26 protein-coding genes are annotated in these 26,966 nt (G+C 43.3%); 20 read left to right on the forward strand and 6 right to left on the reverse strand.

The window, feature by feature from the left end; translation table 11 throughout:
* The first annotated feature begins 30 nt into the window (after positions 1–30).
* The 4 genes from D7322_RS23810 to D7322_RS23825 all read left to right on the forward strand — a co-directional run bounded on the left by D7322_RS23810 (position 31) and on the right by D7322_RS23825 (position 2,999).
* Positions 31–213, forward strand: coding sequence for a hypothetical protein (locus D7322_RS23810; RefSeq protein ID WP_121126698.1), 183 nt, complete (start codon positions 31–33; stop codon positions 211–213).
* Between the two features lie 539 nt (positions 214–752).
* Positions 753–1,256: a helix-turn-helix domain-containing protein gene (locus D7322_RS23815; protein WP_121126699.1), complete on the forward strand. Its 504-nt coding sequence runs from the start codon at positions 753–755 to the stop codon at positions 1,254–1,256.
* Positions 1,257–1,521: 265 nt separating this feature from the next.
* Positions 1,522–2,016, forward strand: coding sequence for a hypothetical protein (locus tag D7322_RS23820; RefSeq protein ID WP_121126700.1), 495 nt, complete (start codon positions 1,522–1,524; stop codon positions 2,014–2,016).
* Positions 2,017–2,336: 320 nt separating this feature from the next.
* Positions 2,337–2,999 carry a DUF6266 family protein gene (locus tag D7322_RS23825; protein WP_121126701.1) on the forward strand — a complete coding sequence of 221 codons (663 nt, stop codon included), beginning with the start codon at positions 2,337–2,339 and terminating at the stop codon, positions 2,997–2,999.
* A gap of 42 nt (positions 3,000–3,041) precedes the next feature.
* On the opposite strand, the gene D7322_RS23830 is transcribed toward D7322_RS23825, so the two are convergent.
* A complete protein-coding gene (locus tag D7322_RS23830) occupies positions 3,042–3,260 on the reverse strand; it encodes a hypothetical protein (protein WP_121126702.1) in 219 nt (72 codons plus the stop codon).
* A 25-nt stretch (positions 3,261–3,285) separates the two neighbouring features.
* Positions 3,286–3,561: a hypothetical protein gene (locus D7322_RS23835; RefSeq protein ID WP_147430535.1), complete on the reverse strand. Its 276-nt coding sequence runs from the start codon at positions 3,559–3,561 to the stop codon at positions 3,286–3,288.
* Positions 3,562–3,767: 206 nt separating this feature from the next.
* Between D7322_RS23835 and D7322_RS23840 the strand changes: the two genes are divergently transcribed.
* The 4 genes from D7322_RS23840 to pstB are packed head-to-tail and all read left to right on the forward strand — an operon-like array spanning position 3,768 to position 7,108.
* Positions 3,768–4,628, forward strand: coding sequence for a PstS family phosphate ABC transporter substrate-binding protein (locus D7322_RS23840; protein ID WP_245971444.1), 861 nt, complete (start codon positions 3,768–3,770; stop codon positions 4,626–4,628).
* 6 nt (positions 4,629–4,634) lie between these two features.
* On the forward strand, positions 4,635–5,525 hold the full coding sequence (gene pstC, locus D7322_RS23845) for a phosphate ABC transporter permease subunit PstC (RefSeq protein ID WP_121126705.1): 891 nt from the start codon (positions 4,635–4,637) through the stop codon (positions 5,523–5,525).
* Positions 5,515–6,372 (forward strand): phosphate ABC transporter permease PstA, encoded by an 858-nt coding sequence (pstA, locus tag D7322_RS23850; protein ID WP_121126706.1) that lies wholly within the window; start codon positions 5,515–5,517, stop codon positions 6,370–6,372. The genes pstC and pstA overlap by 11 nt, the downstream gene beginning before the upstream one ends.
* A complete protein-coding gene (gene pstB, locus D7322_RS23855) occupies positions 6,362–7,108 on the forward strand; it encodes a phosphate ABC transporter ATP-binding protein PstB (protein WP_121126707.1) in 747 nt (248 codons plus the stop codon). Before pstA ends, pstB begins: the two co-directional genes overlap by 11 nt.
* A gap of 130 nt (positions 7,109–7,238) precedes the next feature.
* On the opposite strand, the gene D7322_RS23860 is transcribed toward pstB, so the two are convergent.
* Both D7322_RS23860 and D7322_RS23865 read right to left on the reverse strand, forming a co-directional pair.
* Positions 7,239–7,649, reverse strand: a complete 411-nt coding sequence (locus D7322_RS23860) for a hypothetical protein (protein WP_147430536.1) — start codon at positions 7,647–7,649, stop codon at positions 7,239–7,241.
* Positions 7,650–7,945: 296 nt separating this feature from the next.
* Positions 7,946–9,811 carry a vWA domain-containing protein gene (locus D7322_RS23865; protein WP_121126782.1) on the reverse strand — a complete coding sequence of 622 codons (1,866 nt, stop codon included), beginning with the start codon at positions 9,809–9,811 and terminating at the stop codon, positions 7,946–7,948.
* A gap of 81 nt (positions 9,812–9,892) precedes the next feature.
* Here D7322_RS23865 and D7322_RS23870 point away from each other — a divergent pair, with 81 nt between their 5' ends.
* The 4 genes from D7322_RS23870 (at position 9,893) to D7322_RS29315 (ending at position 14,325) form a co-directional block, all read left to right on the forward strand.
* Positions 9,893–10,471 carry an RNA polymerase sigma factor gene (locus D7322_RS23870; protein WP_121126709.1) on the forward strand — a complete coding sequence of 193 codons (579 nt, stop codon included), beginning with the start codon at positions 9,893–9,895 and terminating at the stop codon, positions 10,469–10,471.
* Positions 10,458–11,726 (forward strand): carboxypeptidase-like regulatory domain-containing protein, encoded by a 1,269-nt coding sequence (locus D7322_RS23875; protein ID WP_121126710.1) that lies wholly within the window; start codon positions 10,458–10,460, stop codon positions 11,724–11,726. Before D7322_RS23870 ends, D7322_RS23875 begins: the two co-directional genes overlap by 14 nt.
* A 125-nt stretch (positions 11,727–11,851) precedes the next feature.
* On the forward strand, positions 11,852–13,822 hold the full coding sequence (locus D7322_RS23880) for a transglutaminase domain-containing protein (RefSeq protein WP_121126711.1): 1,971 nt from the start codon (positions 11,852–11,854) through the stop codon (positions 13,820–13,822).
* Positions 13,823–14,148: 326 nt separating this feature from the next.
* The gene (locus tag D7322_RS29315; RefSeq protein ID WP_121126712.1) at positions 14,149–14,325 is read left to right on the forward strand and encodes a MepB family protein; all 177 of its coding nucleotides are present in this window, start codon (positions 14,149–14,151) and stop codon (positions 14,323–14,325) included.
* A 21-nt stretch (positions 14,326–14,346) separates the two neighbouring features.
* Here D7322_RS29315 and D7322_RS23890 read toward each other — a convergent pair whose 3' ends face one another.
* Positions 14,347–15,822, reverse strand: a complete 1,476-nt coding sequence (locus D7322_RS23890) for an aminotransferase-like domain-containing protein (RefSeq protein WP_121126713.1) — start codon at positions 15,820–15,822, stop codon at positions 14,347–14,349.
* Between the two features lie 127 nt (positions 15,823–15,949).
* Here D7322_RS23890 and bioB point away from each other — a divergent pair, with 127 nt between their 5' ends.
* From bioB to bioD, 6 genes are all read left to right on the forward strand, one after another.
* A complete protein-coding gene (bioB, locus tag D7322_RS23895; RefSeq protein ID WP_121126714.1) occupies positions 15,950–17,026 on the forward strand; it encodes a biotin synthase BioB in 1,077 nt (358 codons plus the stop codon).
* Positions 17,027–17,070: 44 nt separating this feature from the next.
* The gene (gene bioA, locus D7322_RS23900) at positions 17,071–18,357 is read left to right on the forward strand and encodes an adenosylmethionine--8-amino-7-oxononanoate transaminase (RefSeq protein WP_183078827.1); all 1,287 of its coding nucleotides are present in this window, start codon (positions 17,071–17,073) and stop codon (positions 18,355–18,357) included.
* Complete coding sequence (locus D7322_RS23905) at positions 18,357–19,514, forward strand: 8-amino-7-oxononanoate synthase (RefSeq protein WP_121126715.1); 1,158 nt, start codon at positions 18,357–18,359, stop codon at positions 19,512–19,514. Before bioA ends, D7322_RS23905 begins: the two co-directional genes overlap by 1 nt.
* On the forward strand, positions 19,511–20,218 hold the full coding sequence (locus tag D7322_RS23910; protein WP_121126716.1) for a DUF452 family protein: 708 nt from the start codon (positions 19,511–19,513) through the stop codon (positions 20,216–20,218). Before D7322_RS23905 ends, D7322_RS23910 begins: the two co-directional genes overlap by 4 nt.
* A gap of 17 nt (positions 20,219–20,235) precedes the next feature.
* Positions 20,236–21,066, forward strand: a complete 831-nt coding sequence (gene bioC, locus D7322_RS23915; protein WP_121126717.1) for a malonyl-ACP O-methyltransferase BioC — start codon at positions 20,236–20,238, stop codon at positions 21,064–21,066.
* 119 nt (positions 21,067–21,185) lie between these two features.
* Entirely contained in the window at positions 21,186–21,833 is a 648-nt protein-coding gene (bioD, locus tag D7322_RS23920) for a dethiobiotin synthase (protein WP_220700162.1), read from the forward strand.
* A gap of 202 nt (positions 21,834–22,035) precedes the next feature.
* Here bioD and D7322_RS23925 read toward each other — a convergent pair whose 3' ends face one another.
* Entirely contained in the window at positions 22,036–24,549 is a 2,514-nt protein-coding gene (locus D7322_RS23925; protein WP_121126718.1) for a phosphocholine-specific phospholipase C, read from the reverse strand.
* 82 nt (positions 24,550–24,631) lie between these two features.
* Here D7322_RS23925 and D7322_RS23930 point away from each other — a divergent pair, with 82 nt between their 5' ends.
* Together D7322_RS23930 and D7322_RS23935 are read left to right on the forward strand one after the other, a co-directional pair.
* Positions 24,632–25,408 (forward strand): response regulator transcription factor, encoded by a 777-nt coding sequence (locus D7322_RS23930; protein WP_220700163.1) that lies wholly within the window; start codon positions 24,632–24,634, stop codon positions 25,406–25,408.
* Positions 25,405–26,808 carry a HAMP domain-containing sensor histidine kinase gene (locus D7322_RS23935; RefSeq protein WP_121126719.1) on the forward strand — a complete coding sequence of 468 codons (1,404 nt, stop codon included), beginning with the start codon at positions 25,405–25,407 and terminating at the stop codon, positions 26,806–26,808. The genes D7322_RS23930 and D7322_RS23935 overlap by 4 nt, the downstream gene beginning before the upstream one ends.
* Positions 26,809–26,966 lie beyond the last annotated feature (158 nt).

Raw genomic sequence — 26,966 nt, forward strand, 5'->3', positions numbered from 1 at the left:
GTTCTATGCATAGGACAATATGAAATAAAGATGGAAAATCAATTCACTACCCCAGAGCATAGCCAGGACAAGCCAGAGGAAAAATTACCCGATGTAGCCGTTGAAGAAAAAGACGATGCGCCTGCGGGCCGAAATATCAAACGCACATTAATTATTGCCGTTTGTGTGCTGATTGTATTTTATTTGATCTATTATTTTATGAGTGACCATTAAGCATTGAATTCGCTTTTCTTCATAATTTGCTAGTTATATCGGAGATTTCCATCTTATCGGCTCACGGATCGGTAAGATGTAACCATTCGTTGTAATCGGAGCGCTGGATATAAGCAAGTAGCAAAGTAATCGTTGCTTGGTTAACAGGCAGTTCTGCAAAGAAGGAACACGCAAGTACAACAAGCATGGGAAACTATAAAGATTATCAGAAGAAGCAGTAAATAGTTGCATGTTGCAACTTACCACAGCTCCGGCGGAACTTGACGGATTCTTGGAAACCAAAGCTGGGCAAGTCGACTTATTTTTTGTTTACATGTTTTTCAATTGGTATCCCGGAATGTACTATAGGATATCGATATAGGGCTGTTACGCAATCCTCGTCTCTGTTATATAATAATATTTTTTTAAAAATTTCTTAATAAAACCACGTATATAACTGATGTCTTCGTAAATCCATCTCAAAACAAATATAAAAAAAAGCAATTATTTAATCAAAATAATAAACATTATTTTGCGCAAATTCTCATTCAATTCGTCATATGACGGAGAAAGACAGAGAAAAACTCGCATCGATTGGTCTGCGCTTCCGTGCACGGCGCAACGAATTATACTATTCTTTAAGGGATCTATCTAATTTAACCGGTATTTCTACCGGGACACTGAATGGTATAGAAAAGGGCAAAGACCTGACCTTAACCAATTTTTTGGTACTATGTCATAGCCTCCAGATCCAGCCCAAAACATTCTTTGAAAATGATATCGCATTTGATTCTCCATATTCCCTTCCTCCTGAAGTACAGGAACGAATTGCTGTCAGCAAAAATTTGGATAACCTAGTGTATAATTCAGATTTCTTTAATACACCTAAGCGTGTGGCAGAAGTTCTACATGAATTGGGAATTGATAGAAGTCAAAGCAATAAATTCTCAGTATACCTCTCCGCTTATTGCGAAGAAGGCGCACTTGAATATGAACAACTACATAACTATAAGAAATACCGGAAGAAAAGAAGCTTTACTTCGAAAGCTCCCGAAAACGGTTAGCTCTTTTGAAAGTCTTCAGGTCGTTAAAGCACCATATCTCCGTAAGACCTTCAGTGCTTTCTTATGGCCCACATCAGACTTACCAACATGTTATCCACATTGTATGGATAACTCTTATCTTCCAATGAGCACCACTTATTCTTCAATCTTCCTGTTCGGACAGCCATAGGTACAAAATATTTCCTACATTTTTTTTAAAAAATCTGTAACACAATGTTCAGACACCATACTAATTTAAAAAATAAACATACTAAACTAGACAATTATGGAAAAGCGATCTATTTACAGCTGGAAAAACAATTTATTGGGAAATAAATCAAAACTATATAACAATGATACCCTGATCGGCTCATTGGAATCCAATGACTGGACACTAGATGCCAATGTTTCTATCCGCTCAGACCAATATAGTTTTAAAAATAAAGGTCTTTTCAACCCATATACTGAAATACGCAATAAACAGGGTGAACTAATCGGTGACATCGAATACAACAACTGGACAGGAGGAGCAACCATTAGTCTAATTGACAAAAAATACAAGTGGAGTACTCGTAATATGTGGATGTCGGCCTGGAAAATCGAAGATGAACAGGGACAAATTGTTGAAGTAAGTCCTTCTGTCATGGGGAATGGCGGAACAATAGAAAGCATTGAAAACAGCGAGCTATTATTATCAATCAGTCTATATCTCCAGAAAAGAGTTGCGGTGATGTATTCAATGGTTACACTTATTCCCGTCTTCGCAATACTCTTATTTTAATCAGTCTCAACGACATTCATTACGACTTCATATCATATAAAACAGGCGAAATGCCTGTTTTTTTTTGTACTAATCACAAGCCACAGACCTCTCCCATTCAATACTAAGACTTTTCTTCAACTAGGGATCATGCTCTCATTTAATAGGGATTTCATACGGACCTCATTCGGACTTTACACGGACCTCATTCGGATGAAAGCGTATAATCTCCCTGTCATACACCTGTTTTGTATCAGTTAATTTACAATAAATATACTGCTTGATGTAAACTTTCCCCCTACTTGTCTGTTAAAAGAATCAAACAAATTATAAATGAATTTATGGCACGAGTAAATAATGGAGCAAACGGCGCTCCATCCGGAAAGGTTGGCGCTGTCGTGTTTTGCAAATGGAAGGATATCACCTATGTACGTTCGCTTCCTAAAGTCAAGAAAAGAAGAAAACTATCTGACAGGGAAAATAAAAACAGAAGTAAATTTGCCTTTACACAAACTTTTTTGGGTCAATTCACTAAATTTTTCCGCTTAGGTTTTCACCGATACAAAGAAAATATGACCGCATTTAATGCGGCGATGTCCTATCATCTTGAACATGCAGTCTTCTTGGGTGCACAGGGGCCTGCAATCAATTATGAAAAATTTGCGATCAGTAGAGGATTGGAAGATATTATCATTTCCACATCCACCGAGATCATAAACGGCAAGCTCGAGATCAAATGGGAACTCAACAGAACGAAAGAATTGCTGCACCATGAGCTAAGTGACTTTAGAAGCATGGTACTCCTATTGCCTGAGGATCCGAAAAACCACGCCACAGGAGTATCATTGGGCAACTCTATCGAATATCGATCCCAATTAATTGATCTACCTAAGGTCGGTGAAAGTTCAGTTTTTCATCTCTATCTTGGGTTTGCAGCAACAGATGGCAGCAATCGTAGTATGAACAGCGTTTATCTGGGTATAGTAACAGTAGAGAAAGAATGATTTAACTTTATGCCAAATACCTTATGACGATAAACAGGATTACTATTCTCGTTTCGCAGTAAATGATTCATAGCTCTGCTGTATATAAAGGTACAGATCATACGTATTCCAAGATTGCACTTGTTCAAAAGTTGGCCTGTAGGCTTCCATAAAAGGCATAATATCCTCGTCTTTTATGGAAGTACCCAATTTAACAGCATTTCTATTAAAGACACTGTCTATTTTGCTTTCCCTAATCGCATGTTGAATATTCTTCTCCATTGCTCTAGCTCGTTTTCCATTCTTGCTAAAAAGTTCGTAGAAAAAAGTGATCGGTTTCCCTGTTCTTCTCCTTTTCTATTTCTTTTAAATCATCGATCTCTTTGTTACGTCGGTTCCTTGTAATCACAATTTCATCAAGGACGATAGGGCGTTTCTTTAGAAAGATAGAATCTGTTAGCTTGTCGCCAAAAACTAGCTTCGTTTGCCAGTGATCATGTCTAAATTCAATGGTATCACCTAATTTATAGTCAAGGACAAAATTTCCATACTCATCTGAAACAGTATGTTTTTTTGAATTCAAATTTAAAAGGTTAATCCCCCGGAGCAGCAAGGTTGTATCAGCCGACAAAATTGCGCCCCGGTATTCATTTCTCTTTTGGCCATAAACTGGCCGTACCCTGGTTGACGACGACCAACATGAGGTAATGTATTTACAAAATATGACTTCACAATAAGATAACATAACGCTAACACAAAATCATTCTTCTTCTGTTTAACTTAGTAAGAATGAATAACATGACTTTCAACCGTCTTATTTCTACTGTACTTTTAAGTTTCAGTATCCTCTTATGCTCCTGTGGCAATAATGACCATACCATCAAGATGAAAGGTTCCGATACCGAGGTCAACCTTGCTGTTAATCTTGCCGAAGCATATAACAAGATGGATCCAACCTTCAGTATAGCCATCTCTGGCGGCGGTTCAGGTTTGGGTATTACTTCACTTTTGAATGGACAGGCAGATATTGCCAACTCCTCGCGCCCGCTTACCGAAGAAGAGCAGACACTCTTTCAAAAGAAAAATATACGGCTGAAAACCGTTGTTTTTGCCGAAGATGCTACCGCTTTCGTTGTTCATAGCGACAATCCGATCACGGAAATCGATGTAAAAACACTGTCAAAAATCATGAGTGGACAGGTTGAAAACTGGAAAACAATTTCCGAACAGGATGTCCCGATTAATATCTATGGTAGACAAAGCAGTTCGGGAACCTATTCATTTATTCGCAAGAAGTTAAAAATAGCCTATAGCCAAAAGGCCAAAGAAATGACCGGTAATGCACAGATACTGGAAGCCATCAAAATCGACAAGTCGGGTATCGGTTATGTCGGTGCTGGTTATATTTCCAAAAAAATTCAGGACAACAAAGGAATCAAGGTATTGAAAATCAAAAATGAAGTAGATTCCAATGCCATATCCCCCTTAGATCCGACAGCCATAAGAAATAGGTTGTACTTTTTCCAACGGCCCCTCTATCAGTTTATTCCCGAAAAATCATGGGACAAGGTCCTGTCATTTATCCAATTCGAGACCAAAGGGGAAGGAATGAAGATTATTGAAAACTCAGGTTATTACCTTATCCAATAAAATAACATGCAGTACAAAAAACGAATAACCATCGATAAGATCGCCAAAATCATATTCAAGTCTACCGGATATTTGGTCCTTGCGCTTCTGGGAGGCATCTTCTTTATGTTGCTCTATAACGCCATTGCGTTCTTTCTACAAGTTTCACCGCTTGATTTTATTACTGGAAGCCAATGGAATCCCACTGCTGCAGAGCCTGCATACGGTATTCTGCCTTTAATTGTGAGCACCTCAATTGTTTCGCTGGGCGCCATGCTAATTGCCATTCCACTTGGTGTGGGGACAGCAGCTTTTATTTCCGAATATGCGAATCCCAAACTCAAAACGGTTTTAAAACCGACCATAGAGATGCTTGCTGCAATCCCTTCCGTCGTGATCGGTTTTTTGGGGATCGTGCTCCTTGGCCCCGGAATAGCAGATCTGAACAACTTGCCCAATGGACTAAATGCGTTAAATGGTGCCATCTTACTAGCGATCATGGCCCTGCCAACCATCATTACCATTTCAGAAGACGCCATCCATGCAGTACCACAAACCTATCGTGAAGCAAGCTATGGACTCGGTGCCTCCCGTTGGCAGACATTGCGCAAAATTACGATCCCGGCAGCAGCTCCGGGAATCATTGCAGCAGTGATGCTGGGTCTAGGAAGAGCAATCGGCGAAACCATGACCGTACTCATGGCAACCGGCAATGCGGCGATCTTTCCTAAAGGATTTTTTGATTCGGTGAAAACCATTACCGCAACGATCGCCATTGAAATGGGAGAAGTACCTTATCAGACAACGCACTATTACGCCCTGTTTGCCATAGCGATTGTCTTATTCTTTATGACTTTGGTAGCCAATCTGATTGGTGAATATTTTATTAACCGTTTTAGAAAATACCATGCAGCATAAATTCAAAAAACTGGCACCGATCGTCGAATGGAGTACACTTCTCCTCTCCACGGGACTAGTCTGCTTCTTTTTGTGCGTGATCCTGTACGATATCTTTACCAAAGGTTATCAGGTGCTGTCCTGGGAATTTGTATCCAAACTGCCTACCAATGGTATGACACAGGGTGGTATTCTAACCCCGGTTATTGGTACCGTATTTCTGACGTTGATCACGGCGATCTTCTCCATTCCCTTTGGAATCTGTTGTGCCATTTACCTCAACGAATATGCTGAGAATACCTGGCTGACCCGGACGATCCGTGCTTCTATCCGTAATTTATCCGGTGTCCCATCTATTATCTATGGTCTCTTTGGTCTGGCCTTATTTGTTCAGGCGTTGAATTTCGGAACTTCAATTTTATCAGCCGGACTGACCTTGGGTCTATTGTCCCTTCCCTATATTATTACAACAACTGAAGAGGCCCTGCTCCGTATTCCCAGGAGTATGCGCGAGGCTGCATTGGCCGTGGGTGCCACCAAATTCGAATCAATCAAAGATGTAGTGCTTCCCGCTTCCTTGCCCGGCATACTGACGGGAATTGTCCTGACACTTTCCAGAGCTGCCGGCGAAACAGCCCCCATTCTCTTTACAGGGGCCGCTTTCTATATCACCAATTCCTTTGGCAACATCAATCAGGAGTTTATGGCACTGCCCTATCACCTGTATATGCTGTCAACACAACATCAGTCTATCGAAGAGGTCAGACCCATCGCCTACGGTACCGCTTTAGTCCTTATCGTCGTGGTCTTCCTTATGAATTTAACAGCTTTCTATATTCGGTATAAGTTTAGAAATAATGAAAAGTAAATTGGTCGCTGAACATCTCAACCTTTGGTTTGGGAGCAAACAGGTGTTGAAGAATATCAATATCGAATTTGAAGAAAATAAAGTTACGGCATTGATCGGGCCATCCGGCTGTGGCAAGAGTACCCTCTTACGAAGCCTCAACCGGATGCATGACCTCTATCCGGAAGCTCGGATCGAAGGACAGATCAAACTGGATGGCCGCGAGATCTACCAAAAGGACGTGGAAGTCACTGACTTGCGCAAGCGTGTGGGGATGGTATTCCAAAAAGCCAATCCATTCCCCAAAAGTATTTACGAGAATATCACTTATGGCCTCAAGATCAACAATCTGCTTGCTGACAAAGCAACCGTACAAAAGGCATTGGAAGAAGCATATATCTGGGAAGAGGTCAAAGACGATCTCAAAAAGCCCGCTACCCGGCTTTCCGGAGGACAGCAACAAAGGCTCTGCATCGCCCGTGCGGTAGCCTTGCGCCCCGAAATTATTTTGATGGACGAACCTTGTTCGGCGTTAGATCCAGTGAGTACCCTGAAGATTGAGGAACTTATTCACCATTTGAAAAAAAAATATACGATTGTCATCGTCACACATAATATGCAGCAAGCACAGCGTGTGGCCGACAAAACAGTTTTTATGTATCTCGGTGAGATTATTGAACAGGGAGATACACATCAGATTTTTAACAACCCACAACACGAAACCACCCGTAATTATATCAGTGGACATTTTGGTTAACCCACTCAGCAACTCCGAAACACACCTTCTGTGTGCAGGTCCACTGCTTTCTCTCATGTTCGGCGAGGTCGTGTATCGCCGAACATCTTAGATCACAAAATAAATTCAACAACGGTACCCTATTCAGCTATTAGCTTCCAAAAGGATCAGTCTTTTTTTCTGTTTTCAGTATCCCGATCAGATGCTGTAAGGCCTTTTGCAAACGTTTGGCATCATCTTCTGTCTGGATCGCCCATAGGATTTCTTCGGTATTCGCAGCCGATTTATAGCGAATCTGATAGCCGGCCTTTACTCTTGCAATGATAAGGGGTTCCGACTTAGAAATATCACTCCGATAATGTTGCCCTGTTGAAAGAAATACAGTCAGGACTTTCCCGTCTACCGTAACAGTATCAATTTTGGTTTCTTTGTAGCGGTAGGCCATTTTATACAGCTTGTTGATATAGGCTATGGTTTGCTGTTTGTTGAGCGCCGTATGTTGCCCTTGTGACGGTGTCCCCATTCCTATTAAAAGGAAGCAAAATAAAAGGAAATTTTTCATTCGAAATGGTGTTATTTATCTGCTCTTTATTAATCTGTGCTGGTGTTCATGCCGACACATAAAACGGTAAGCAATTATTCAGCTTTAAAAATATCTATTTATTTATAATTTTCCGATGTCTATTTTTCAAAAATCTGCTTACCCAGTCTAAACATACAACAAATTGATAGCTATTCTTTCTGTGCAACGCTTTAAATGAAACAACCCGGAACAGCGATTTGTCAATCAACCGCACCGGGTTTTTCCTCTCCTTTTCCTCAACACATTATTCCTTTAAATTTAAACAGGAAAGTTAGCTACAATTTTGTTTTCGATAAGTCGCGTGCGTTTTCAGCCATCCGGATAAATTCGGCTCGGTAGCCTTCATCGTCAGCTCCCTTTGCAGTCTTTGCCCGTGCGATCAAACGATCAAAATTAGCCTGCTGTTTAAAATCCGAATCTCGAAGTAACAGCCCCAGTTCGGCCACCGCAGTTGCAAAGCGTAAATCTTCGCTAACTTTATTCAAATCAGTAACCTCAGTCGGCACTACCTGCTGCTGCAATTTGCTTTTTTCACCTTCAGGTTCCTTGTAACGGAATTTGACCGTCGCTAATTCTCCATTACCTCTGACCTCGATATATTTCGTCGAATTCTGTTGGTATTTCAATGGATCCACTGTCCCGACCATCGTCGAGCTGACTCCTACGGGAACGATCTCATATAACGCTGTAACCATATGGCCTACGCCCATATCGCCACCCATCTTTTGATCGTTGTTGAAATCTTCCGCTTCAAGCAGGCGATTTTCATAACCGACCAATCGATAGGCCTGAACATAATTCGGATTAAACTCCACCTGAATCTTGACATCTTTAGCCACCGTAAATAACGTGCCGCCAAATTCGGTGACCATGGCTTTCCGGGCTTCGGAAATATTGTCGATGTATGCGTAATTGCCATGTCCTTTATCCGCTAAAATCTCCATCTTGCTATCTTTCAAATTTCCCATACCATAACCGAGTACAGTCAGAAAAACCCCCGATTTGCTCTCTTTACCAATCAGCTCTTCCATAGACTCATCGTCGCTCTCACCCACATTGAAATCACCGTCGCTGGCCAAGATAATCCGATTGTTCCCGCCCTTAACCAAGTTTTGGCGGGCAATCTCATAGGCTTTTTTGATCCCTGCAGCGCCAGCCGTACTTCCTCCGGCCTCCAGTTCGTCTATGGCCGTTTTGATTTTCATTTTCTGACTACCGCTTGTACTCTCCAATTTTACGCCGGCCGAACCCGCATAGGTGACAATAGCAACACGGTCGATATCGCGCAGCTGATCCACCAACATTTTTAAGGAAGATTTCACCAAAGGCAATCGCCCGGGGCCCATCATTGATCCGGATACATCAATCAAAAAAACCAAGTTTGAGGCTTTAAGTTTGTCCGTTGGAATATCTTTGGCTTTTAACGTCACACGCATCAACTGATGCGCATTATTCCAGGGGGCCTTGGTCAATTCGGTTACAATATTCACTGGTTCGCCATTCTTTGGTCCCGCTACCCGATACTGAAAATAATTGATCATCTCCTCAACACGTACAGCATCTTTATCGGGTAAACTGCCCGCATTGATAAACCGACGGACATTGCTGTATGAAGCAGCATCCACATCGGCAGCAAATGTTGACAAGGGTTCCTTTAGCGGATTGATAAACTTATTTTCCTTGATTTTTTGATACGATTCCTGATTTTGATCCGGTACATAGGCCATTCTCCTTATGTTTAAACTCGCAACCTGTCCAGACAATGTTGCGACCATCTGTGCTGAACCCACCACGCTCTGCTTGGCTTTTGGGGTATAACCCCTAACGACAACTTCATCCAGTGTACGATTATCCTGTACCATTGCGACATCTACTTTGCTCTTTCTCTTTACCTCGACACGCTGTGTAATATAACCGAGATAACTGAATTCCAGGATTGTCTTCCCTGCTTCCGCCTCAATCCGGTAATTCCCATCACGATCGGTGGATGTGCTTTCTTTCGTTTGCACATTTGTTACCACCACGGCATTCAGCGCCAATTTTGTCGTTGCATCCGTTACTTTCCCTTTCACCTCATATTTTTGCCCGGCATATCCACCGATGGATAACAGCAGGCTCATTAAAAAAAGTATTGTTCTCATAAACTTCATTTTTTTGTCAAGGGATGCGGCAAATATTAAATTTCCATAAACCAGAAAAAAAAAATATTTTTAGCAAATAAAATGTTCGCATTCAAGTCGTCAAAAAAGGATTCAACGCAAGACCATGAGCTCTTGCAACAATATCAGGAGGCATCTGATCTCAAGGTATTGGGCGATCTCTATCAACGACATACCGAAATGGTATATTACGTATGCTTACGGTATCTTCAAGATCCAGAACTGAGCAAAGATGCGGTGATGAATATTTTTGAAGAGCTTATCTACAAAGTTAATAAGCAAGAAATCAAAGACTTTCCGAGATGGCTCTATGTGTTGAGCAAAAACCATTGCCTGATGTATTTAAGGTCAAAAAAGAACAAATCTCAAATTTCTCTGGATGAATTTGTGAAATATCCCGAAGATCTGCATCAGTATGAACAACATGATGAAAAAGAGGAACAATTGACGGCCATGGAAGGCTGTCTGGAGAAACTACCGGATAAACAGCAACAGTCCGTCAGACTCTTTTTTTTGGAGGAAAAATGTTACAAAGAGATCAGCGACTCGACAGGATATAGCTTAAATGAAGTGAAGAGTTATATCCAGAATGGGAAGCGGAATTTAAAAAATTGCATGGAGACTTGGAATGAGCGACAGTAATTACGACATAGCATACTTAAAGAAATACGTCAATGGCCTACTTTCTCCCAAAGAAATGTACGTCATTGAACGTGAGGCCCAACGTGATCCCATGTTGGCAGATATTCTTATGGGTATAGAAATGGATCAAAACAACGCTGTTCCTTCCGATCTCAATGCGCGTATTGCACGACGTGTCGAAGACGATAAAGAGACAAAAGTAAAAGTCTTCGACTGGAAACGACTGGCCATTGCCGCCAGTGTGGTTACTCTTTTAGGCATAGGAATTATCTATTTCCAACAACAGAAAAGCCCGCCCGAAGCAAACCGTACAGCTGATGTTGCCTTGCCGGCTGATGCTCCGTCATCAAAGTTAAACCCTCAAGCGGATTCTGTTGCCTCAACTGTTATTGAGCCCAATCTCAAGGAACCGGATAATCCTCGTTTGGCTAACAACAGTAAATCTTCCGATATCCCTCAGCACAGACAGGAGGAGAGCATCCCCCCTTTAAAGGAACAATCCCTGCGTGTAGCCCCGGTTGAAATGAACAGGGGTATTCAATCAGATAGATCCGCTCGCGATTCAAAATTAATGGACAGCGCGGTTGTATACGGTTACGCTCCAAAAGCAAAACAGAGTGTCACAGGAAGTAATGTTATTATCAGAGGTCAACAGCTTAATCAAAGCAATGCGCTCGCAGGCCGGGTGGCGGGCATCAATGTGACCCCACAGACCAATGGCAGCCCATTACAGGTCACTGTACGTGATAAAGAAACTGGCTTACCGATATCGGGTGTTACAATCATGCAACCAAATAGTAAAGTGGCAACAAATACAGATGCTCAAGGAAAAGCCACCATACAGCCAAGCTCAGTGGACTCGCTGGTTGATATTATGGCTGTGGGCTATAATACGGTTGCATTAAATATGCGTCGCAACAAGAACCTGAACATAAAACTGCAGCCTTCGAGTGCTACACTGGAGGAAGTGGTAGTCACAACCATGTCCTCCCGGAAAACAAAAAGTGCAGAACCGGTCTGGGGCTGGAAATCATTTAACAATTATGTCAAGAAAAAAACGGCGAACAGCCGATATGAAGGCACGGTACGCCTAAATTTTTATATAGATAAAGATGGATTTCCGTCCAATATTAATATCTTACAAAGTGCAAATGATTATCTGGACAATAAGGCCAAAGAGATTTTACTTTCCGGACCAAAATGGAAAGGTGAAGACAACCGATACGTCACACTGACATTTGATTTTACCTATTAAAATCCAACAAAACCCAACTAATAATAATAGCTTATATATTAACATCAACAAAAAATTTAAGCTTATAAAATTTAAAATTATTTCATACATTCGCTATATAATTCTTAACCATATAGTGACTTTTTATGAAAGGCTTTTTAACCAGTCTGCTTCTTTTCGGCAGTTTTTGGGCACATGCCCAAGATTTTTCATTTGGTAAAATAAAAAAAGAAGATTTCGCCATCGATATTGGTAAGCTGGACACTGCTGCCAATGCATTTGTCATTCGTGAATATGGCTCCGCACAGGTCAACTACACTTCCCATACCGGCCTCGTTGTCGAGTTTGTCAAGCATGTCAGGATTAAAATATTGAACAAGGAAGGCTATAACCATGCAAATTTTACAATCCCACTTTACAAAAGTGGAAATGATCGTGAAGTTGTCACTGAAATCAAAGCTGCTTCTTACCACCTACAGGGTGACAAAGTGATTGAAACCGAAATGACGAAGGCAAATGTCTTTAACGAAAACTCTTCAGAGGACATCTCCTTGACTAAGGCTGCTATCCCACAAGTGCAGGAAGGAACAATTATTGAATATCGATATAAAACAGAATCCCCCTTTATTTTCAACCTCAACTCCTGGGAATTTCAGGAGGAAATCCCCAAACTATATAGCGAATATGTCACACGTATCCCGGAAATCTGTCATTATAAATCCAATTTAAAAGGCGGTATCCCGATCAAGGGCCGCAAAACTGAAAATTATAACACCGGGCTACATAGCGAAGTTGGCGAAATCCTGGGCGAAAAAACGACCTATACCATGGAGAATATTCCCGCCTTCCACAGCGAAGACTACATGACATCTTCCAAAAATTTTCGATCAATTATATTTTTTGAGCTCGGGCGGTATAGCATCCCTATGGGCCCGACAAAAGACTTTTCCCTAACCTGGGAGAATGTACGCGAAAAATTGATCGCCGATGAAAGTTTTGGCGGTCAGGTAAAAAGAAAAGGAGCCCTGAAAGAATTTATCGACCCCGTATTGCAAGGAGCAAATAACGATATAACAAAAGCTTCCCGTCTTTATGCCTATTTCCAGAAACAGATCAAATGGAATAATAAGCATTCCATCTATGCAAAAAACGTTAAGGATGCACTTGAAAAACGCACTGGCAACAGTGCTGACATCAATCTCGGATTGGTCAATGCACTACGTTATGCGCAATTAGAGGCTATCCCAGTGATCTTGTCAACGCGGGACAATGGTTACGCCGGATTGTATGCCCCGGCAATGTCAGAATTCAACCACGTTATCGCCCAGGTAAAACTCGGTGAGGAATATTATCTACTGGACGCTACCTCACCCTATGAACCCTTTGGCAACATCCCCCTTAAATGCGTCAACTATCAAGGTCGTTCTATTCCGTTGACCGGAGAGTCCGATTGGGTAAAACTGGAATCAAAACTCCCATCTTCCCAAAGTAATTTCTTCGTTGGTGAATTAATGGAGAATGGCACTTTAAAAGGAAAATGGGTCACCTCCCGGAATGGTTATATGGCATCAAGAATGCGCGAACGTTTACAGGGAAGCAATTCTGAAGAGGAGTTTTATGAAAAATGGGACGAGGAAAATAATCGATTCAAAATCAACAGCTTTAAAGTCTCCAACCGGGATTCATTGGACAAACCCCTAGCCGAAGAATTTGAAATCGAAATTGAAAATTTTGCTAGCTTACAAAATGACCAACTCGCTTTTAACCCTTACATTGATAGCAAAACGACCAAAAACCCTTTTAATTTGACCGAACGGAATTACCCTATTGATTTTGGTTCCTTGATTCAAGAGGAAAGCTATATGGAAATCAAACTGCCAAAAGGATATACATACGCCCCAGAGACAAAATTAAAAAATATCAGTATGGCCTTACCTGAACGTGCAGCCCGCTATATTTTTAAGGTCAGTAACTCAGATCCAAACGTCTTGCTTATTGAGTCCGCAACACAATTTAACAAACCGTTGTTTCTGCCCGAAGAATATTTTGATTTAAAAGAGTTTTTTAGCCGGATCATCCAAGCACAGAAACTGGACATTTCATTAAAGAAAATCTAACCGCTACCTTAACAAAAACTTCATGTTATATTGACGATAAGCTTAAATAAGGGTGATAAATTTGAATATCAAAAAAGAAGAAATAAAATGATTAAAGATTCAGAATTATTCGAACTAGAGCACACCTTCCTTGGTGAAGGTTTTGAGTTAGATGGTGATGACATTATCACCGATGAAGACTAGGTCTTCACCTTTTTTTAAGCAAGTATTATTCCCCTTATATAATCTCTAAGCCCGGTTTATTCCTCTCCGGGCTTTTTCTTGTCATTTTTATTTTTGCTTCTCTGGCATGATACGCACTCAGACAGCAAATCAATCTTCGATGGATGTTCTATCAAGCCCCCCTTACAATTGACGACAAGATTGATTACTACCTTATTTCCTTGGAACAGGACCAGCGTCTTGGTTTCTTTATTTTGCCAAAACAGATTTTAATCGGCAGACGCATCTTATCAACCGCTCAAAAGGAAGGCAAACGCATGTTTTGCGTTTATAAAAATTAACACAAATCCTACAGGTTAAGGTTAGCTAACCAGTCCCTGATAAGCCTCATGCAACAGGAGAACTGCTTCACATAGATCTCTTTCATCGAAATGGGCAAACCCTAACCGGAGAGCAGTGATGCCCCTGTTCTGATACAGGCAATTACTGGGTAGCAACACACCTTTTTCTTTTGCTCTTTCCTGCAAAGCGATTAGTGAAAAACTGGAATTAAACCGGACCCAAAAAGCTAATCCCGAAACCGGGACCTCAAAGGCGACTTTATCTCCAAAATGGTTATGCAGCATTTGCGCAAATAATTCTTTTCGCTCAGCGACTATTTTTTGAAACTTGCGTTGATAACGAAAAATATCACCTTGATGGATAATTTCACCCAATGTTTTTTCAATCATAAAATTGGGCTTCCCAAAGAGATTGAGGTATTTTTTCCCTTCTTCCAAAAGATCCTGGGGGGCAATCAAAAAATTCATTTGAAAGCCGGGATCCAGAAAACGGCCGAAAGTACCTGTGTAAATGACACGCTGACCGCCGTTCTTCCGAAAAAGGGATTCCTCTTTACCCTTGACCAACGAAGACTCAAAATCAACATCATCTTCGATCACGATAAAACCATATTGTTCGGCCAGCTGCAGCAGTTGTGTTTTTCTTTTTTCCGAAAGGCTTACCGTAGTCGGGTACTGGCATTTCGTATTGATATACACACATCTGATCTCACCCGGCTTAAACTGTGCTGCGATGTAATCAATATCCATCCCTGCGGCATCCAGAGGGACCGTTTTAAGCCGGGCACCGGCTTGGCTAAAGATCATATTCGGCAAAAAATAGCTTAGACTTTCAATCAGCACGATATCGCCCTGCTGGATCAATAAACGTGATAAAATAGAAAAGATCTGTTCCCGGCTGGCGATCGGGAGCAAAAAGCTGCGGGAGAGATGAAACCCACGTGTTAGGTTGAGATAATAACTCAACTGATCCCTGAAAAACAAATTCCCATCAGCAGTGGCCGGCAATTCGTCGCCCTTCTTTTTCCGTTTCACCATTGAAGCATAAAAACGTACCAGCTCTTCGCTCTCGATGATCCGGTAATCCGGGGTACCGTCCGTAAAATAATATTTTTCGGGAATCTCAAACATAGGTGTATCCAGAATCAATTCCCGTCTAAAAGGATATGGAGCCCGATCCGGAGGTTGCCGAAAAGCTGCAGCCGGAGAAGCTGCACTAGCAACACGTTCGGGATTTTTCACGAAGGTACCTCGGTTTGGCAGAATCTCCACCCAGCCCTGCTCCTGCAGTTCGGCTAACGCGGCCACAACGGTTTTCCGGTGTACCTTAAGTTCCGTAGCGACCTTTCGGCTTCCCGGAAGAAGATCACCTTCCTCCAGCAGGTTGCGTTTGACGGCATTGATAAATTGATAGACGATCTGTATATAAACAGCATCCTCTTTGCGACGATCAATCTTAATAATCGAATGAAAAGCTATACTAACCGGACTATTCATTATGTTTATTTCGGACTACCAAAATTAAGGTTTAAACTGTAATATTTGCAATTCATCTATAAAAATTCAAAACACAGGTGATTTAACCACAACAACATATTGGTTCACGAATGATAAAACAAAAAACATGAGTACAGAAAAGAAATGGACACAAGTCGAAGTCGTCGCCCTATATAACAAGCCGATTATGGAACTAGTGTATGAAGCAGCGACAGTCCACCGCCGTTACCACGACCCCAATAAAGTACAGGTTTCCACATTGATTTCCATAAAAACAGGAGGATGCCCTGAGGATTGTGCCTACTGCCCGCAGGCGGCACGGTATCATACTGAAGTGAAGGCTGAACGGCTGATGAGCGTTGAGCAGGTCAAAGCACAGGCGCTGGCTGCCAAGGCTCGCGGGAGTTCGCGGATATGCATGGGGGCCGCCTGGCGTAATGTAAAAGACGGACCTGAGTTTGACCAGGTATTGGATATGGTACGTACCCTCAACAGACTTGATATGGAAGTATGCTGCACCTTGGGTATGCTGACCGAAAATCAGGCACAACGGTTATCGGAAGCCGGACTCTATGCCTATAATCACAACCTGGACTCTTCTGCCGAATATTATGAAGAAATCATCTCGACCAGAAGTTACAATGACCGTCTTCAGACCATCGAAAATGTACGTAAAACCAACATCACTGTATGCAGTGGCGGTATTATCGGCATGGGTGAAAACATAGCCGACCGTGCGAATATGCTGATTACACTTGCCGCTCTCCTACCACAACCAGAATCTGTACCGATCAATGCCCTGGTGCCTGTCCCGGGTACACCAATGGAAGCGATGGAAACAGTATCCATCTGGGAAATGGTACGTATGGTGGCTACGACACGTATTTTACTACCACAGACACAGGTCCGCCTATCCGCAGGCCGTAGTAATATGAGCCACGAAGGACAGGCACTATGCTTTTTTGCGGGTGCCAACTCTATTTTTGCAGGCGACAAACTGCTGACCACACCCAACCCGGACATCAATGAAGACCTCGCGATGTTCAAAACCCTGGGGCTGAATCCACAAAAGCCTTTTGAGAAAAAAAAACAGCCCGAAACCATCGCGACGGAAGCGGCCCAATACCATGCATTGGGCGAACGCCCGCAATGGTCAAGACCCGGTCATAGCATTGGACGAAACCTTGCCAAACAACAGGAGTAATAAAACGAAGTCAATGTTCAGCTTTTGAAAAGAAAATAAAAATAATGATACAATACGACGCCACGGACGATTTCGACAGACAACATTTATGGCATCCATATACCCGGATCCAGGATCCCCTACCGGCCTACAAGGTCCGTCGCGCCGAGGGCTGTATGATCGAACTGGACAACGGTCAGCAGCTTATCGACGGGATGTCATCCTGGTGGTGTACCATCCATGGCTATAACCACCCAGTCCTAAATGCTGCGGTAACTGCACAGCTCAACAGCATGTCCCATGTGATGTTTGGCGGGTTGACACACGAGCCGGCAATTGCGCTGGGTAAAATACTCCTCGACATCACGCCATCTTCGCTCAACAAAATATTCTATGCCGATTCCGGTTCCGTTGCCGTGGAAGTGGCACTTAAAATGGCGTTACAATACTGGGTAGCGCAAAACAAGGTCAACAAAACTAATTTTGTCACCGTTCATTCAGGCTACCATGGTGACACCTGGAATGCTATGTCCGTATGCGACCCTGAAACCGGAATGCACCGCATTTTCGGCAATACCCTTCCACTACGTTATTTTGCAGAGGCCCCCAAGATCGGGTTTGATGAGCCATGGGACGAGAGCGATATTGCTTCCCTGGCTGAGCTGATCCGAACACATCGGGACGAACTGGCCGCGCTGATCCTTGAACCCATTGTCCAGGGTGCCGGCGGGATGCGTTTCTATCATCCCGAATACCTGCGCCGGGCAGCTAAACTTTGTAAAGAGAATAACATCCTACTGCTATTTGATGAAATTGCCACGGGATTCGGACGTACGGGGAAGCTCTTTGCCTACGAACATGCTGCCATAGTACCGGATATCCTCTGCATCGGAAAGGCATTGACAGGGGGATATATGACGCTGTCAGCTGTCATCACCTCCACTGCTATCGCTGAAACGATTTCCAATGGTAAGCCCGGCACATTTATGCATGGCCCGACTTTTATGGCTAATCCACTGGCCTGCGCCGTAGCCTATGCATCGGTCAAATTATTGTTGTCCACAAACTGGAAAGCAAAGGTCAAATCCATTGAAGCTCAGCTTGTAAAAGCGCTTACCCCGGCAAAAAACCTCCCTCAGGTTGAAAACGTAAGGGTGCTAGGCGCCATCGCAGTCATTGAGATGAAGGTCCCTGTCCCCATGGCCGAAATACAGCAAAGATTTATTGAAGAAGGTGTCTGGATCAGGCCTTTTGGCAAACTGATTTATATCATGCCGCCCTTTATCATTAGTGCCACGGAGCTTGACAGATTAACACAGGCTTTGCTTCGAGTTGTCAGAGAAATCAATTAATGGAAAACAATCTACCGCATAGCTTCGTGGATGAGCTCCACGAACTCGAAAAACAAGGCAATAGCCGCGAGCTTCCCCGGATTACCCAACAGGGAAATACCATAAGACAGGGAGAGCAGACGAGCTACAACCTCTCTTCAAATGACTACCTGGATCTTGCAGGAGATACCGAACTACGCGAAGAATTCCTTCAGTTGCTCAATAAGGACAATGCCTTTTTCAGCGCCTCATCCTCACGCCTGTTGACAGGAAATCATATGCTGTACGCAGCACTTGAAACGCAGCTCAGCATGATGTTTGGCACCGAAAATGCACTGATTTTTAACAGTGGCTACCACATGAACGTGGGCATCCTTCCTGCTATCTGCCATAGAGGTACCCTCATCCTCGCCGACAAATGGGTACATGCCAGTCTAATTGACGGCATCCGGCTTTCGAAGGCTCAACATTTTCGGTACCGCCATGGCGACCATGCCCATCTCGAAGGATTATTGGCAACCTATGCTTCCCGCTTTGAACGCATCATTATCGTTACTGAAAGTATTTTCAGTATGGACGGCGACTGCACAGACTTAGGTTACCTGGTCGGTCTCAAACATCGCTATGCTAATGTTCTGCTGTATGTCGACGAGGCGCATGCGGTGGGTGTCCGCGGTATAAAAGGGCTTGGTTGTGCCGAGGAACAAAATTGCATTGCCGAGATTGATTTTCTGACCGGAACCTTTGGAAAAGCACTGGCTTCCCTGGGCGGATATCTAGTCTGTCGGCAGGCTATCCGTGACTATTTGGTCAATAAAATGCGAACATTACTGTTTACGACAGCTCTTCCTCCGGTCAACCTGATGTGGAGTTTATTTGTCCTGAAGCGCTTGGATAGTTTCACGGACCGCCGTCAGCAACTCCAAAAAAACAGCATATTGCTCAAACAGCAGATCCTCGCAAAAGGTTATGATTGTCGTTCGGAAAGCCATATTCTTCCCCTTATTATCGGAGACAGCAAGACGACAGTACTGAAAGCTGAGGACCTGCAACGAAAGGGATTTTATGTACTTCCTATCCGTCCGCCCACTGTACCGGAAGGAACCTCAAGAATACGCATTTCATTAACAGCAGGCATAAAAACCTCACTCATTCATCAACTTTCGGCAAACTTATGATACTCAAAAAAATTACGCCCGCGTTTCATGCCGTAAAACCGGACAATCCTGTTCTGATGGATTATACCAGCTCGTCCAACAAAAAGCTTGTATTATTTTTTGCGGGCTGGGGAATGGATGAACAGCCTTTTTTGGGATACGGCAGGCCCGACAGGGACCTGATCATTGCCTATGACTACCATTCCCTTGCACTGGACGAAAGCCTGCTCGGGGGATATAAGGAAATCTGGGTTTTTGCCTGGTCTATGGGGGTATGGGCCGCCACACAGGTATTACCCGAGCTCAAATCCAGAAATTATCCAATCCGCACCTGTACAGCAATCAATGGCACGGCGTTTCCGATCGATGACAAAAAAGGTATTCCCAGCCAAGTATTCAAAAGTACCCTTGCCACACTGAGCGAACGGACACTGGATAAATTCCGGCTACGTATGTGTGGCTCCAGGAACCTGTTGCAACAATTTCTTGCCAGGGCACCCAAGCGTGATATCGAAAGCCTTCGAAAGGAATTGATCGCGATCGAAGAGCAGGTCGGAGCGTCTTCAGATATGGCTTTTCACTGGGCTCAGGCTTACATCGGAACGGAAGACCGAATTTTTAGCCCAGAAAATCAGCAACGCGCCTGGAATCATACTCCACATAGATTTTTCGATGCTGGCCATTATCCCCCGAAAATAGTTCAAGCGCTTTTGCAGCAGGTTTAAAATAGCTATAGTTTAAAATGAAAATAATGATCGACAAACAGCGGGTTAGATCCCGCTTTTCCAAAGCCGCACCAAGTTATCATTCAACAGCTGTGATCCAAGGTCAAATTGCCGAAAAAATGATCACGCTGTTGCAGGAATTTATTCCAATGAAACCAGACCGTGTATTGGAAATAGGTTGCGGAACCGGCCTTTTCTCCAGCCTATTGCTCCAACATTTTTTACCAAAGCATGTCTTCTTCAATGACATTAGTCCAGAAATGATAACCCGGGTAACAGATATGGTTAAGCCACCAGAGGAGTGTCCAGTCCGGAGTTTACTGCAGGCCCCCTTGCAGTTCCCCCCTTCAAGCCAATACAGTTTTATCTGTGATGACGCCGAAAGCTGCACCTTCCCCGAACAATTGAATGTGATTGCCTCCTGTTCTACCATCCAATGGTTTGAACGCCGCGACTCTTTCTTTGCACGCTGTCATTCTGCCCTCCTTGCAGATGGTATTCTTGCTTTTAGCACCTTTGGCGAGGAAAATATGCACGAGATGACTGCAACAATACAGGTCGGTCTCAGCTATGGTTCGAAATCAGAACTTGTAGCAGAACTAGTCGACTTGGGTTATGAAATTCTGCTCGCCGAGGAAGAACGGATCAGACTCTATGTTGACAACCCTTTACAGGTACTTGACCACCTAAGACAAACCGGAGTAACAGGCATAACAAGCCACCGCTGGACAAAAGGCAAACTGCAAGCTTATTGTAATGCCTATACAGCACGCTATACGATAGGAAGGCAGGTTACACTGACCTACCATCCCATCTATATTATTGCAAAAAAAAGAAGGGATCGCTAAACAGAAAAAATGCATGTATGCATATCGGCTGATCGAAAGTAAAATCTATCGAAAGACAAAAAACTAGCAGCTAATCAATACAAGTAATTGATTAGCAACAGCGATATACTAGAAATTGAATGATAAAAAAAGAAATGAACAACAACATTTATTTTGTCTCTGGCATAGATACAGGGATCGGAAAAAGTTATGCGACCGGCTTTATCGCAAAACAATGGAATGCAGCTGGTCTGCGCACAATAACCCAGAAACTGGTACAGACAGGAAATACATCAATTTCAGAAGATATTATCCTACACCGAGAACTTATGGGAATCGCTTTTACGCAGGAGGACATGCAAAAAATAACCATGCCTGAAATTTTCAGTTACCCGGCCTCCCCTCATCTGGCGGCACGTATAGATAAACGGGAAATTAATTTTGAAAAAATGAGGCAGGCAACAATCCAATTAAGCCAACGTTATGACGCTGTACTGATTGAAGGCGCCGGAGGCTTAATGGTGCCGCTCACGGAGAATTACCTGATTATAGATTATATCAAGGAAATGGACTACCCTTTGCTTTTTGTAACGTCCGGAAAATTGGGCAGCATCAACCATACCCTGCTTAGCCTGGAGGCGGTTGCCAGACGTAGGATTCAACTGCACACAGTGATTTACAATACATTCCCTGTACCCGAAGACAATACCATTAGCGCAGATACGCAGCGCTATCTGCGGACATATATTCAGACCCGGTTTCCGGAAACCGCCTTTATTGTCATATAACAGTTGATCACTTTATAATGTAGTATGGCGGTCCGCAGACCCAATTTTACCGTTATATGCCACAGCTTTAACGTAAGTCACGGGACTTCACATAGGGGTATAGTCATAATTAGCCAATGCCTAATTAACCACCCAAAAGATCTCGCAGCGAAATTCAGTTCTGCTGCAGCAATCTTATCCCGTCCATGCTGACGAAAAAAAACTAGGCCAATAAAGGATCTGTGGTGGTTTCCGCGCCAGTCTCCAATCGCCCGGCAAGCTGTAATCCGAAATTTGCACCACCCAGCCCCATAATGGTAAAATCATACCAATTGCCCTGTTCGGCAACATCCACAATCAGGGCCAGCTCTTTACCAGCTTCGATTTCTTTTGTTGATCTATAGGTCTGATAATGCAAACTTTTGACTTCCACCTGAACGGCCTTTACGTCGAGGTTCTTCAAAGTCAACAGCAGCTTCCCGCTTGGCGTTCTGGTCAGTGATTTAAATTCCGGCGACACCGTAGCTACGAGCGCCGGCGCATCTTTATGCCCGGCAAACCTCCGGTAAAAGCCATTTGGTCCATGCAGATCAAAGGCATATTCTCCGCCTTCAAACTTATTAAGATCCCATTGATAGCTGAGTCGATCTCCCGCCTTAACCGCAAAATTCCAGTTTCGATAGGTTTCGGTTTGTCCCGCCGCATCGGTATAGGCAAGCGGACTATACACATTGAAAGGCACCCCACTGGTCCTTTGACCAAAGAGGGTGGTATCCACCAGCATCGTCATATGAAATATACCGTTCTGCACATAACCAAAGACATCATGGCCATAAGGCAAACCAGGAGATTTACGAATTCCCTTTTCCTGTATACGATTGAATTGTGGCGTCCATACCTGCTGTTTAGCCCGGTTCAGATCTGTGATCTCCGCAAATCCGCCAGGGTCTTTCTTGAACTGTGCATTGTAGATAGTTTCTATATATTGGTTCCGCTCCAGAAAAGGAAGCTGTTCCTGTCTTTGGACAAATGGCGTAAAAGCCGATGTCAGGTCACCACAGATTGTTCTTCGCCAGGCACTGATATGATCTAGGCGGATATTCTTGTTGTATTTTTGATTAAAGAAGTATTCTAAAAACTGTAAGGTAGACGTATGGTCGAATACCTGTGAACAGACTTTTCCGCCACGCGACCAAGGTGATGCAATATACATCGGCACACGAAAGCCTAATCCGACGGCCCCTTCCCGGGCCTGTTTCTTCGGAATCCCCTGTTTGAGTTCATTGTCCAGCCGCACCATTTCAACCTCGCTGTCTATCCCCGCTGAACAGGCTCCGGTATCCTTTTTCATCAGATCTGGAACCAGGAAAGGTTTCACATGGTCGTAATACCCATCATTCTCATCGTAAGTAATGATAAAAATAGTCTTCTTCCAGACTTCGGGATTTTTGGTCAGGATGTCCAAGACTTCCGAGACGTACCAAGCACCATACCAAGGTGCGCTGGGATGATCGGAAAAGTTTTTTGGACCGGCCAGCCAAGATACCGCAGGCAATTTTCCGCCATCGACATCTTTTCGGAACTGATCGAGCACGTCACCTTTGGGTACTTCGACCGTCCGTTTTTTGCCTTGGTCTTTAAACTGCAGAGCCTCAAGCTTACGATAATTATCGTCCCCTTTATTTATGGTAAATGCGCGCTGATGCAGCGATTTGGTAAAATCAGAAAGCTTATTATACTGATCTGCGTTGAATTCCTTCAGTTCGGCTTCGGCCCGTCCCAGTGCTTCGCTTTTCTTACGGATATCAGCACGGATTTTCTTTGCATTTTCCTCCGATTCGGGAGACCGCTCTTCGAGCCCCGAAATCTGCCCCGGCAGATCGCGCACCTGCGCCACAAGATTGCTGACATAAGTATCTTTGAACTTCACTTGATAGGCCTGAAAAAATTCCAGCAGATTACAGCCGAAGTTGGACAACCAGGCGCGTTCTTCACCCGATAAGCCTCCGCCACAGCTTGTTTCATTCTGATAAAAGCGCCAATCGATGCCATTCTTTTCCAACAGTTCCGGAAAGGTTTGCCAGGTCATTTTGCCATACCCAAAATCATCGTTGCGAATATTGACCTTTTGCAGACCGTCCTTCATTTCGGTGATCTTTCCTGTCCAAAAGAACGAACGGTTGGGGGTTGTACTGGTCATGCCCGAACAGAAATTTTGATCGCATACGGTAAAAGCGTCCGCCAGTGCATAATGAAAAGGTAAGTCTTCGCGGTTAAAATACCCCAATGTCAGCGGCATGGCGGCATATTGCTTATTTCCGGATTGCTTTGCCGTCAACCATTGGTCATATTTCCCCTGATTAAAGGCATCAACCTGACTTGCCCTGCTGTGTGGAAGGGAGCCCATCCAGGTCACCTTGCTGTCTTTGAGATTTAAGCGGAAAGGAGCAAATACCCTACCCGATTTGTCCGTCTGATACCAGGCTGGCAGACCATTGGGCAGGCGTACGGCACGTGGATCGTTAAAGCCACGTACACCGGATAAGCTTCCCAAGGTATGATCAAAAGAACGGTTTTCCTGCATCAGGATCACAATATGCTCCGCATCCAGAAAACTGCTCCCCGCCACGGGATCTATCGCAAAGGCTTTTTGAATGGATGCCGGCATAAAGCTAGCAATACCAGCGGCTCCTGAAAATAACAAGGTCTTTCGAAGAAACTCTCTTCTGCTTTCCATAATGTTTATCTATAGTTTCGATTTGAATTTACTTATATTTCTTTTTGTTTCATATTTCTTCGTGTAAATCTTACGTTACTAAATGATATTACCAGAAGGGCGCTATCCCAAAGTTACTTTTGATGCGGTTGGCAAAATTTGTTTATTTTTACGAAACGACAATGCATACATTATGGTGGACATTTTGCTACTCGAAGATGACAGGGTTCTTTCGACTGAAATCAAATCCTTTTTATTGAGTCAGGGCTTTACCTGTGATCTGGCTTTTGACGGCATTGAGTTTCTGGCACAGACACATCAAAAAAAATATGATTTTTACCTGTTGGACATCAATGTCCCAAAGATCAATGGTCTTGAAATCTGTAAGAAGATAAGAAGCCATGATGCGCTGACCCCGATCATCATTCTTTCGGCCTATGATGATATCGGCGACAAAAAGGAAGCATTTCTGCGTGCCGCAGACGATTATCTGGTCAAACCCTTTGTGCTGGATGAGCTGTTGATGCGCATCAACTCACTCCTGCGCCGGCAGCAGTATAAGGAAAGCGACAGCTTAAAAACTTTGATTATTGATGATCTTGTTATCTATCCCGAAGAAGCCCGCGTCCTCCGGGCCAATGAGGAAATCAGCCTGACACAGAAAGAATTTCAGTTACTGCTGATCCTGGCTCAGGCCAATGGGCGCACCTTGTCAAAGCAGTATATCTCAGAAGAAGTATGGAAAAATCAATTTCTGACAACACAAAACACCATCGAAGTCTACATTAATTTTTTACGTAAAAAAATAGACAGGAATTTTGAAAAAAAGCTTATCCACACCCGCCCCGGATTTGGTTATTACCTTGCAGCCGACAAATGACTTTAAAAAAGAAAATAGCGATCGGTTTTAGCATTGTCTTCTCCATTTTATTTGGAATTGCAATGCTTATTATCTATTACGCCAGCGTCGATTTCAGGAATGATCAATTCCGTCAGCGCCTGGTAGATAAGCTGGACTATATTTCACATTACATTGCCAACACCCCTTCCTTTGACCGCGAATCTTATAAAATCTACTTTCAGGATATTGAAGATGGACTTTTTTATGAGGACGTCATTATCCTGGACAAGAATAAAAAACTTATTTTCAGCACGGTAAAAGATAAAACCATTACCTGGGATCAGCGCATTATCAACCGACTGGAAAATGAAAAACGCATCTTCTATAAACAGGATCAATATGAAATATTGGGCAAATATTATCTGATTAACAAACAGGCCTACTATCTTTTGGTAAAGGCCCAGGATTATTCGGGCAACGAAAAATTAGACCACCTGGCCATCGTACTAACCATCTTATTTTTACTGAGTGCCCTGCTGATCTGGTTTTTTAGTTACAACCTTATTCTGCATTTATTAAGTCCTTTAGACAGGCTAAAAAAAGACATCACGCAGATCAATGCCAGTAAGCTGACAAATCCGGTTAACTACACCGGAAATACGGACGAGATCGCGGTATTGACCCAGGCATTCAACACCATGTTGAAGCGGCTGTCCAATGCATTTGAATCCCAAAAAGAATTCAACTCCAGTGCCTCCCATGAGCTACGGACACCGCTGGCCAGAATGTCATTTCAACTGGAGAACCTCCGCCATCAGCATCAGCTTGATAAAGACATCAGCCATGTACTTGAAAATATCTCAAAGGAGACACAGCATCTTTCGGAAGTAACAAACTCCTTGATGATGCTTTCAAAATTTGATTCGGCAACACTACAGACTACTTATCAGGAGGAACGCATCGATGAGATTATTTTTATCGCATACGAAAAGGTAGTAAAAATCTTTCCCGACCTGCAGCTCGACTTTTCTATAAAGGGCGTCGACGACCCCACACTGAGTCTTTTTTGCTCCGCCCAATTAATTGAAATAGCGTTTGTCAATCTTTTCAAAAATGCAGCACTCTATTCTTTTCATCCCGAGGTGACTGTTGTTATCCATGAGTCCTCGGACCAGCTAAAAGTAGTGGTCAGCAGTCACGGTGCCCCCCTCAGCACGAATGATCAAAAGCGTATTTTTGAGGCCTTCAGCCGAGGGGAAAATGCTTCGGAAATCACTGGATCGGGCTTGGGTCTAAGGATTGTCAAACGCATTGTAGATTCGCACCAGGCAAGCGTCGAATACAAAGCCGATACGACGCATTCCGCACATACATTCGTGCTCACGTTCCTTAAATCAGCAGATGAAGACCGTCCGCCCTATCCCCTTTCCGATAGGTAGCCGCCATCAGATCTGCTATACTATTTTCTGATCAACGGATACAGGGGAGCCTGTCGTCCGGCGGTTAATTTTAAGTTTTTTTTAAGTATTTATTAAGGAGCTTTTAATCTATATCCTTTTTCTTTGCGCCAAAGATCTGATCAGGATAACAACGAAAG

Source organism: Sphingobacterium puteale (assembly GCF_003627955.1).
Classification (GTDB): Bacteria; Bacteroidota; Bacteroidia; order Sphingobacteriales; family Sphingobacteriaceae; genus Sphingobacterium; species Sphingobacterium puteale.

Bases quoted from the DNA above. Each gene is read 5' to 3' on its own strand.
- pstB (WP_121126707.1), top strand. From the start codon at position 6,362: ATGAAAAGTAAATTGGTCGCTGAACATCTCAACCTTTGGTTTGGGAGC.
- D7322_RS23815 (WP_121126699.1), top strand. From the start codon at position 753: ATGACGGAGAAAGACAGAGAAAAACTCGCATCGATTGGTCTGCGCTTC.
- D7322_RS23870 (WP_121126709.1), top strand. From the start codon at position 9,893: ATGTTCGCATTCAAGTCGTCAAAAAAGGATTCAACGCAAGACCATGAG.
- D7322_RS23820 (WP_121126700.1), top strand. From the start codon at position 1,522: ATGGAAAAGCGATCTATTTACAGCTGGAAAAACAATTTATTGGGAAAT.
- D7322_RS23910 (WP_121126716.1), top strand. From the start codon at position 19,511: ATGATACTCAAAAAAATTACGCCCGCGTTTCATGCCGTAAAACCGGAC.
- D7322_RS23905 (WP_121126715.1), top strand. From the start codon at position 18,357: ATGGAAAACAATCTACCGCATAGCTTCGTGGATGAGCTCCACGAACTC.
- D7322_RS23830 (WP_121126702.1), bottom strand. From the start codon at position 3,260: ATGGAGAAGAATATTCAACATGCGATTAGGGAAAGCAAAATAGACAGT.
- D7322_RS23880 (WP_121126711.1), top strand. From the start codon at position 11,852: ATGAAAGGCTTTTTAACCAGTCTGCTTCTTTTCGGCAGTTTTTGGGCA.
- D7322_RS23930 (WP_220700163.1), top strand. From the start codon at position 24,632: ATGATATTACCAGAAGGGCGCTATCCCAAAGTTACTTTTGATGCGGTT.
- D7322_RS23825 (WP_121126701.1), top strand. From the start codon at position 2,337: ATGGCACGAGTAAATAATGGAGCAAACGGCGCTCCATCCGGAAAGGTT.
- D7322_RS23865 (WP_121126782.1), bottom strand. From the start codon at position 9,811: ATGAGAACAATACTTTTTTTAATGAGCCTGCTGTTATCCATCGGTGGA.
- D7322_RS29315 (WP_121126712.1), top strand. From the start codon at position 14,149: ATGTTCTATCAAGCCCCCCTTACAATTGACGACAAGATTGATTACTAC.
- D7322_RS23840 (WP_245971444.1), top strand. From the start codon at position 3,768: ATGAATAACATGACTTTCAACCGTCTTATTTCTACTGTACTTTTAAGT.
- D7322_RS23860 (WP_147430536.1), bottom strand. From the start codon at position 7,649: ATGAAAAATTTCCTTTTATTTTGCTTCCTTTTAATAGGAATGGGGACA.
- D7322_RS23935 (WP_121126719.1), top strand. From the start codon at position 25,405: ATGACTTTAAAAAAGAAAATAGCGATCGGTTTTAGCATTGTCTTCTCC.
- D7322_RS23925 (WP_121126718.1), bottom strand. From the start codon at position 24,549: ATGGAAAGCAGAAGAGAGTTTCTTCGAAAGACCTTGTTATTTTCAGGA.
- pstC (WP_121126705.1), top strand. From the start codon at position 4,635: ATGCAGTACAAAAAACGAATAACCATCGATAAGATCGCCAAAATCATA.
- bioB (WP_121126714.1), top strand. From the start codon at position 15,950: ATGAGTACAGAAAAGAAATGGACACAAGTCGAAGTCGTCGCCCTATAT.
- bioA (WP_183078827.1), top strand. From the start codon at position 17,071: ATGATACAATACGACGCCACGGACGATTTCGACAGACAACATTTATGG.
- D7322_RS23810 (WP_121126698.1), top strand. From the start codon at position 31: ATGGAAAATCAATTCACTACCCCAGAGCATAGCCAGGACAAGCCAGAG.
- bioD (WP_220700162.1), top strand. From the start codon at position 21,186: ATGATAAAAAAAGAAATGAACAACAACATTTATTTTGTCTCTGGCATA.
- pstA (WP_121126706.1), top strand. From the start codon at position 5,515: ATGCAGCATAAATTCAAAAAACTGGCACCGATCGTCGAATGGAGTACA.
- D7322_RS23890 (WP_121126713.1), bottom strand. From the start codon at position 15,822: ATGAATAGTCCGGTTAGTATAGCTTTTCATTCGATTATTAAGATTGAT.
- D7322_RS23875 (WP_121126710.1), top strand. From the start codon at position 10,458: ATGAGCGACAGTAATTACGACATAGCATACTTAAAGAAATACGTCAAT.
- bioC (WP_121126717.1), top strand. From the start codon at position 20,236: ATGAAAATAATGATCGACAAACAGCGGGTTAGATCCCGCTTTTCCAAA.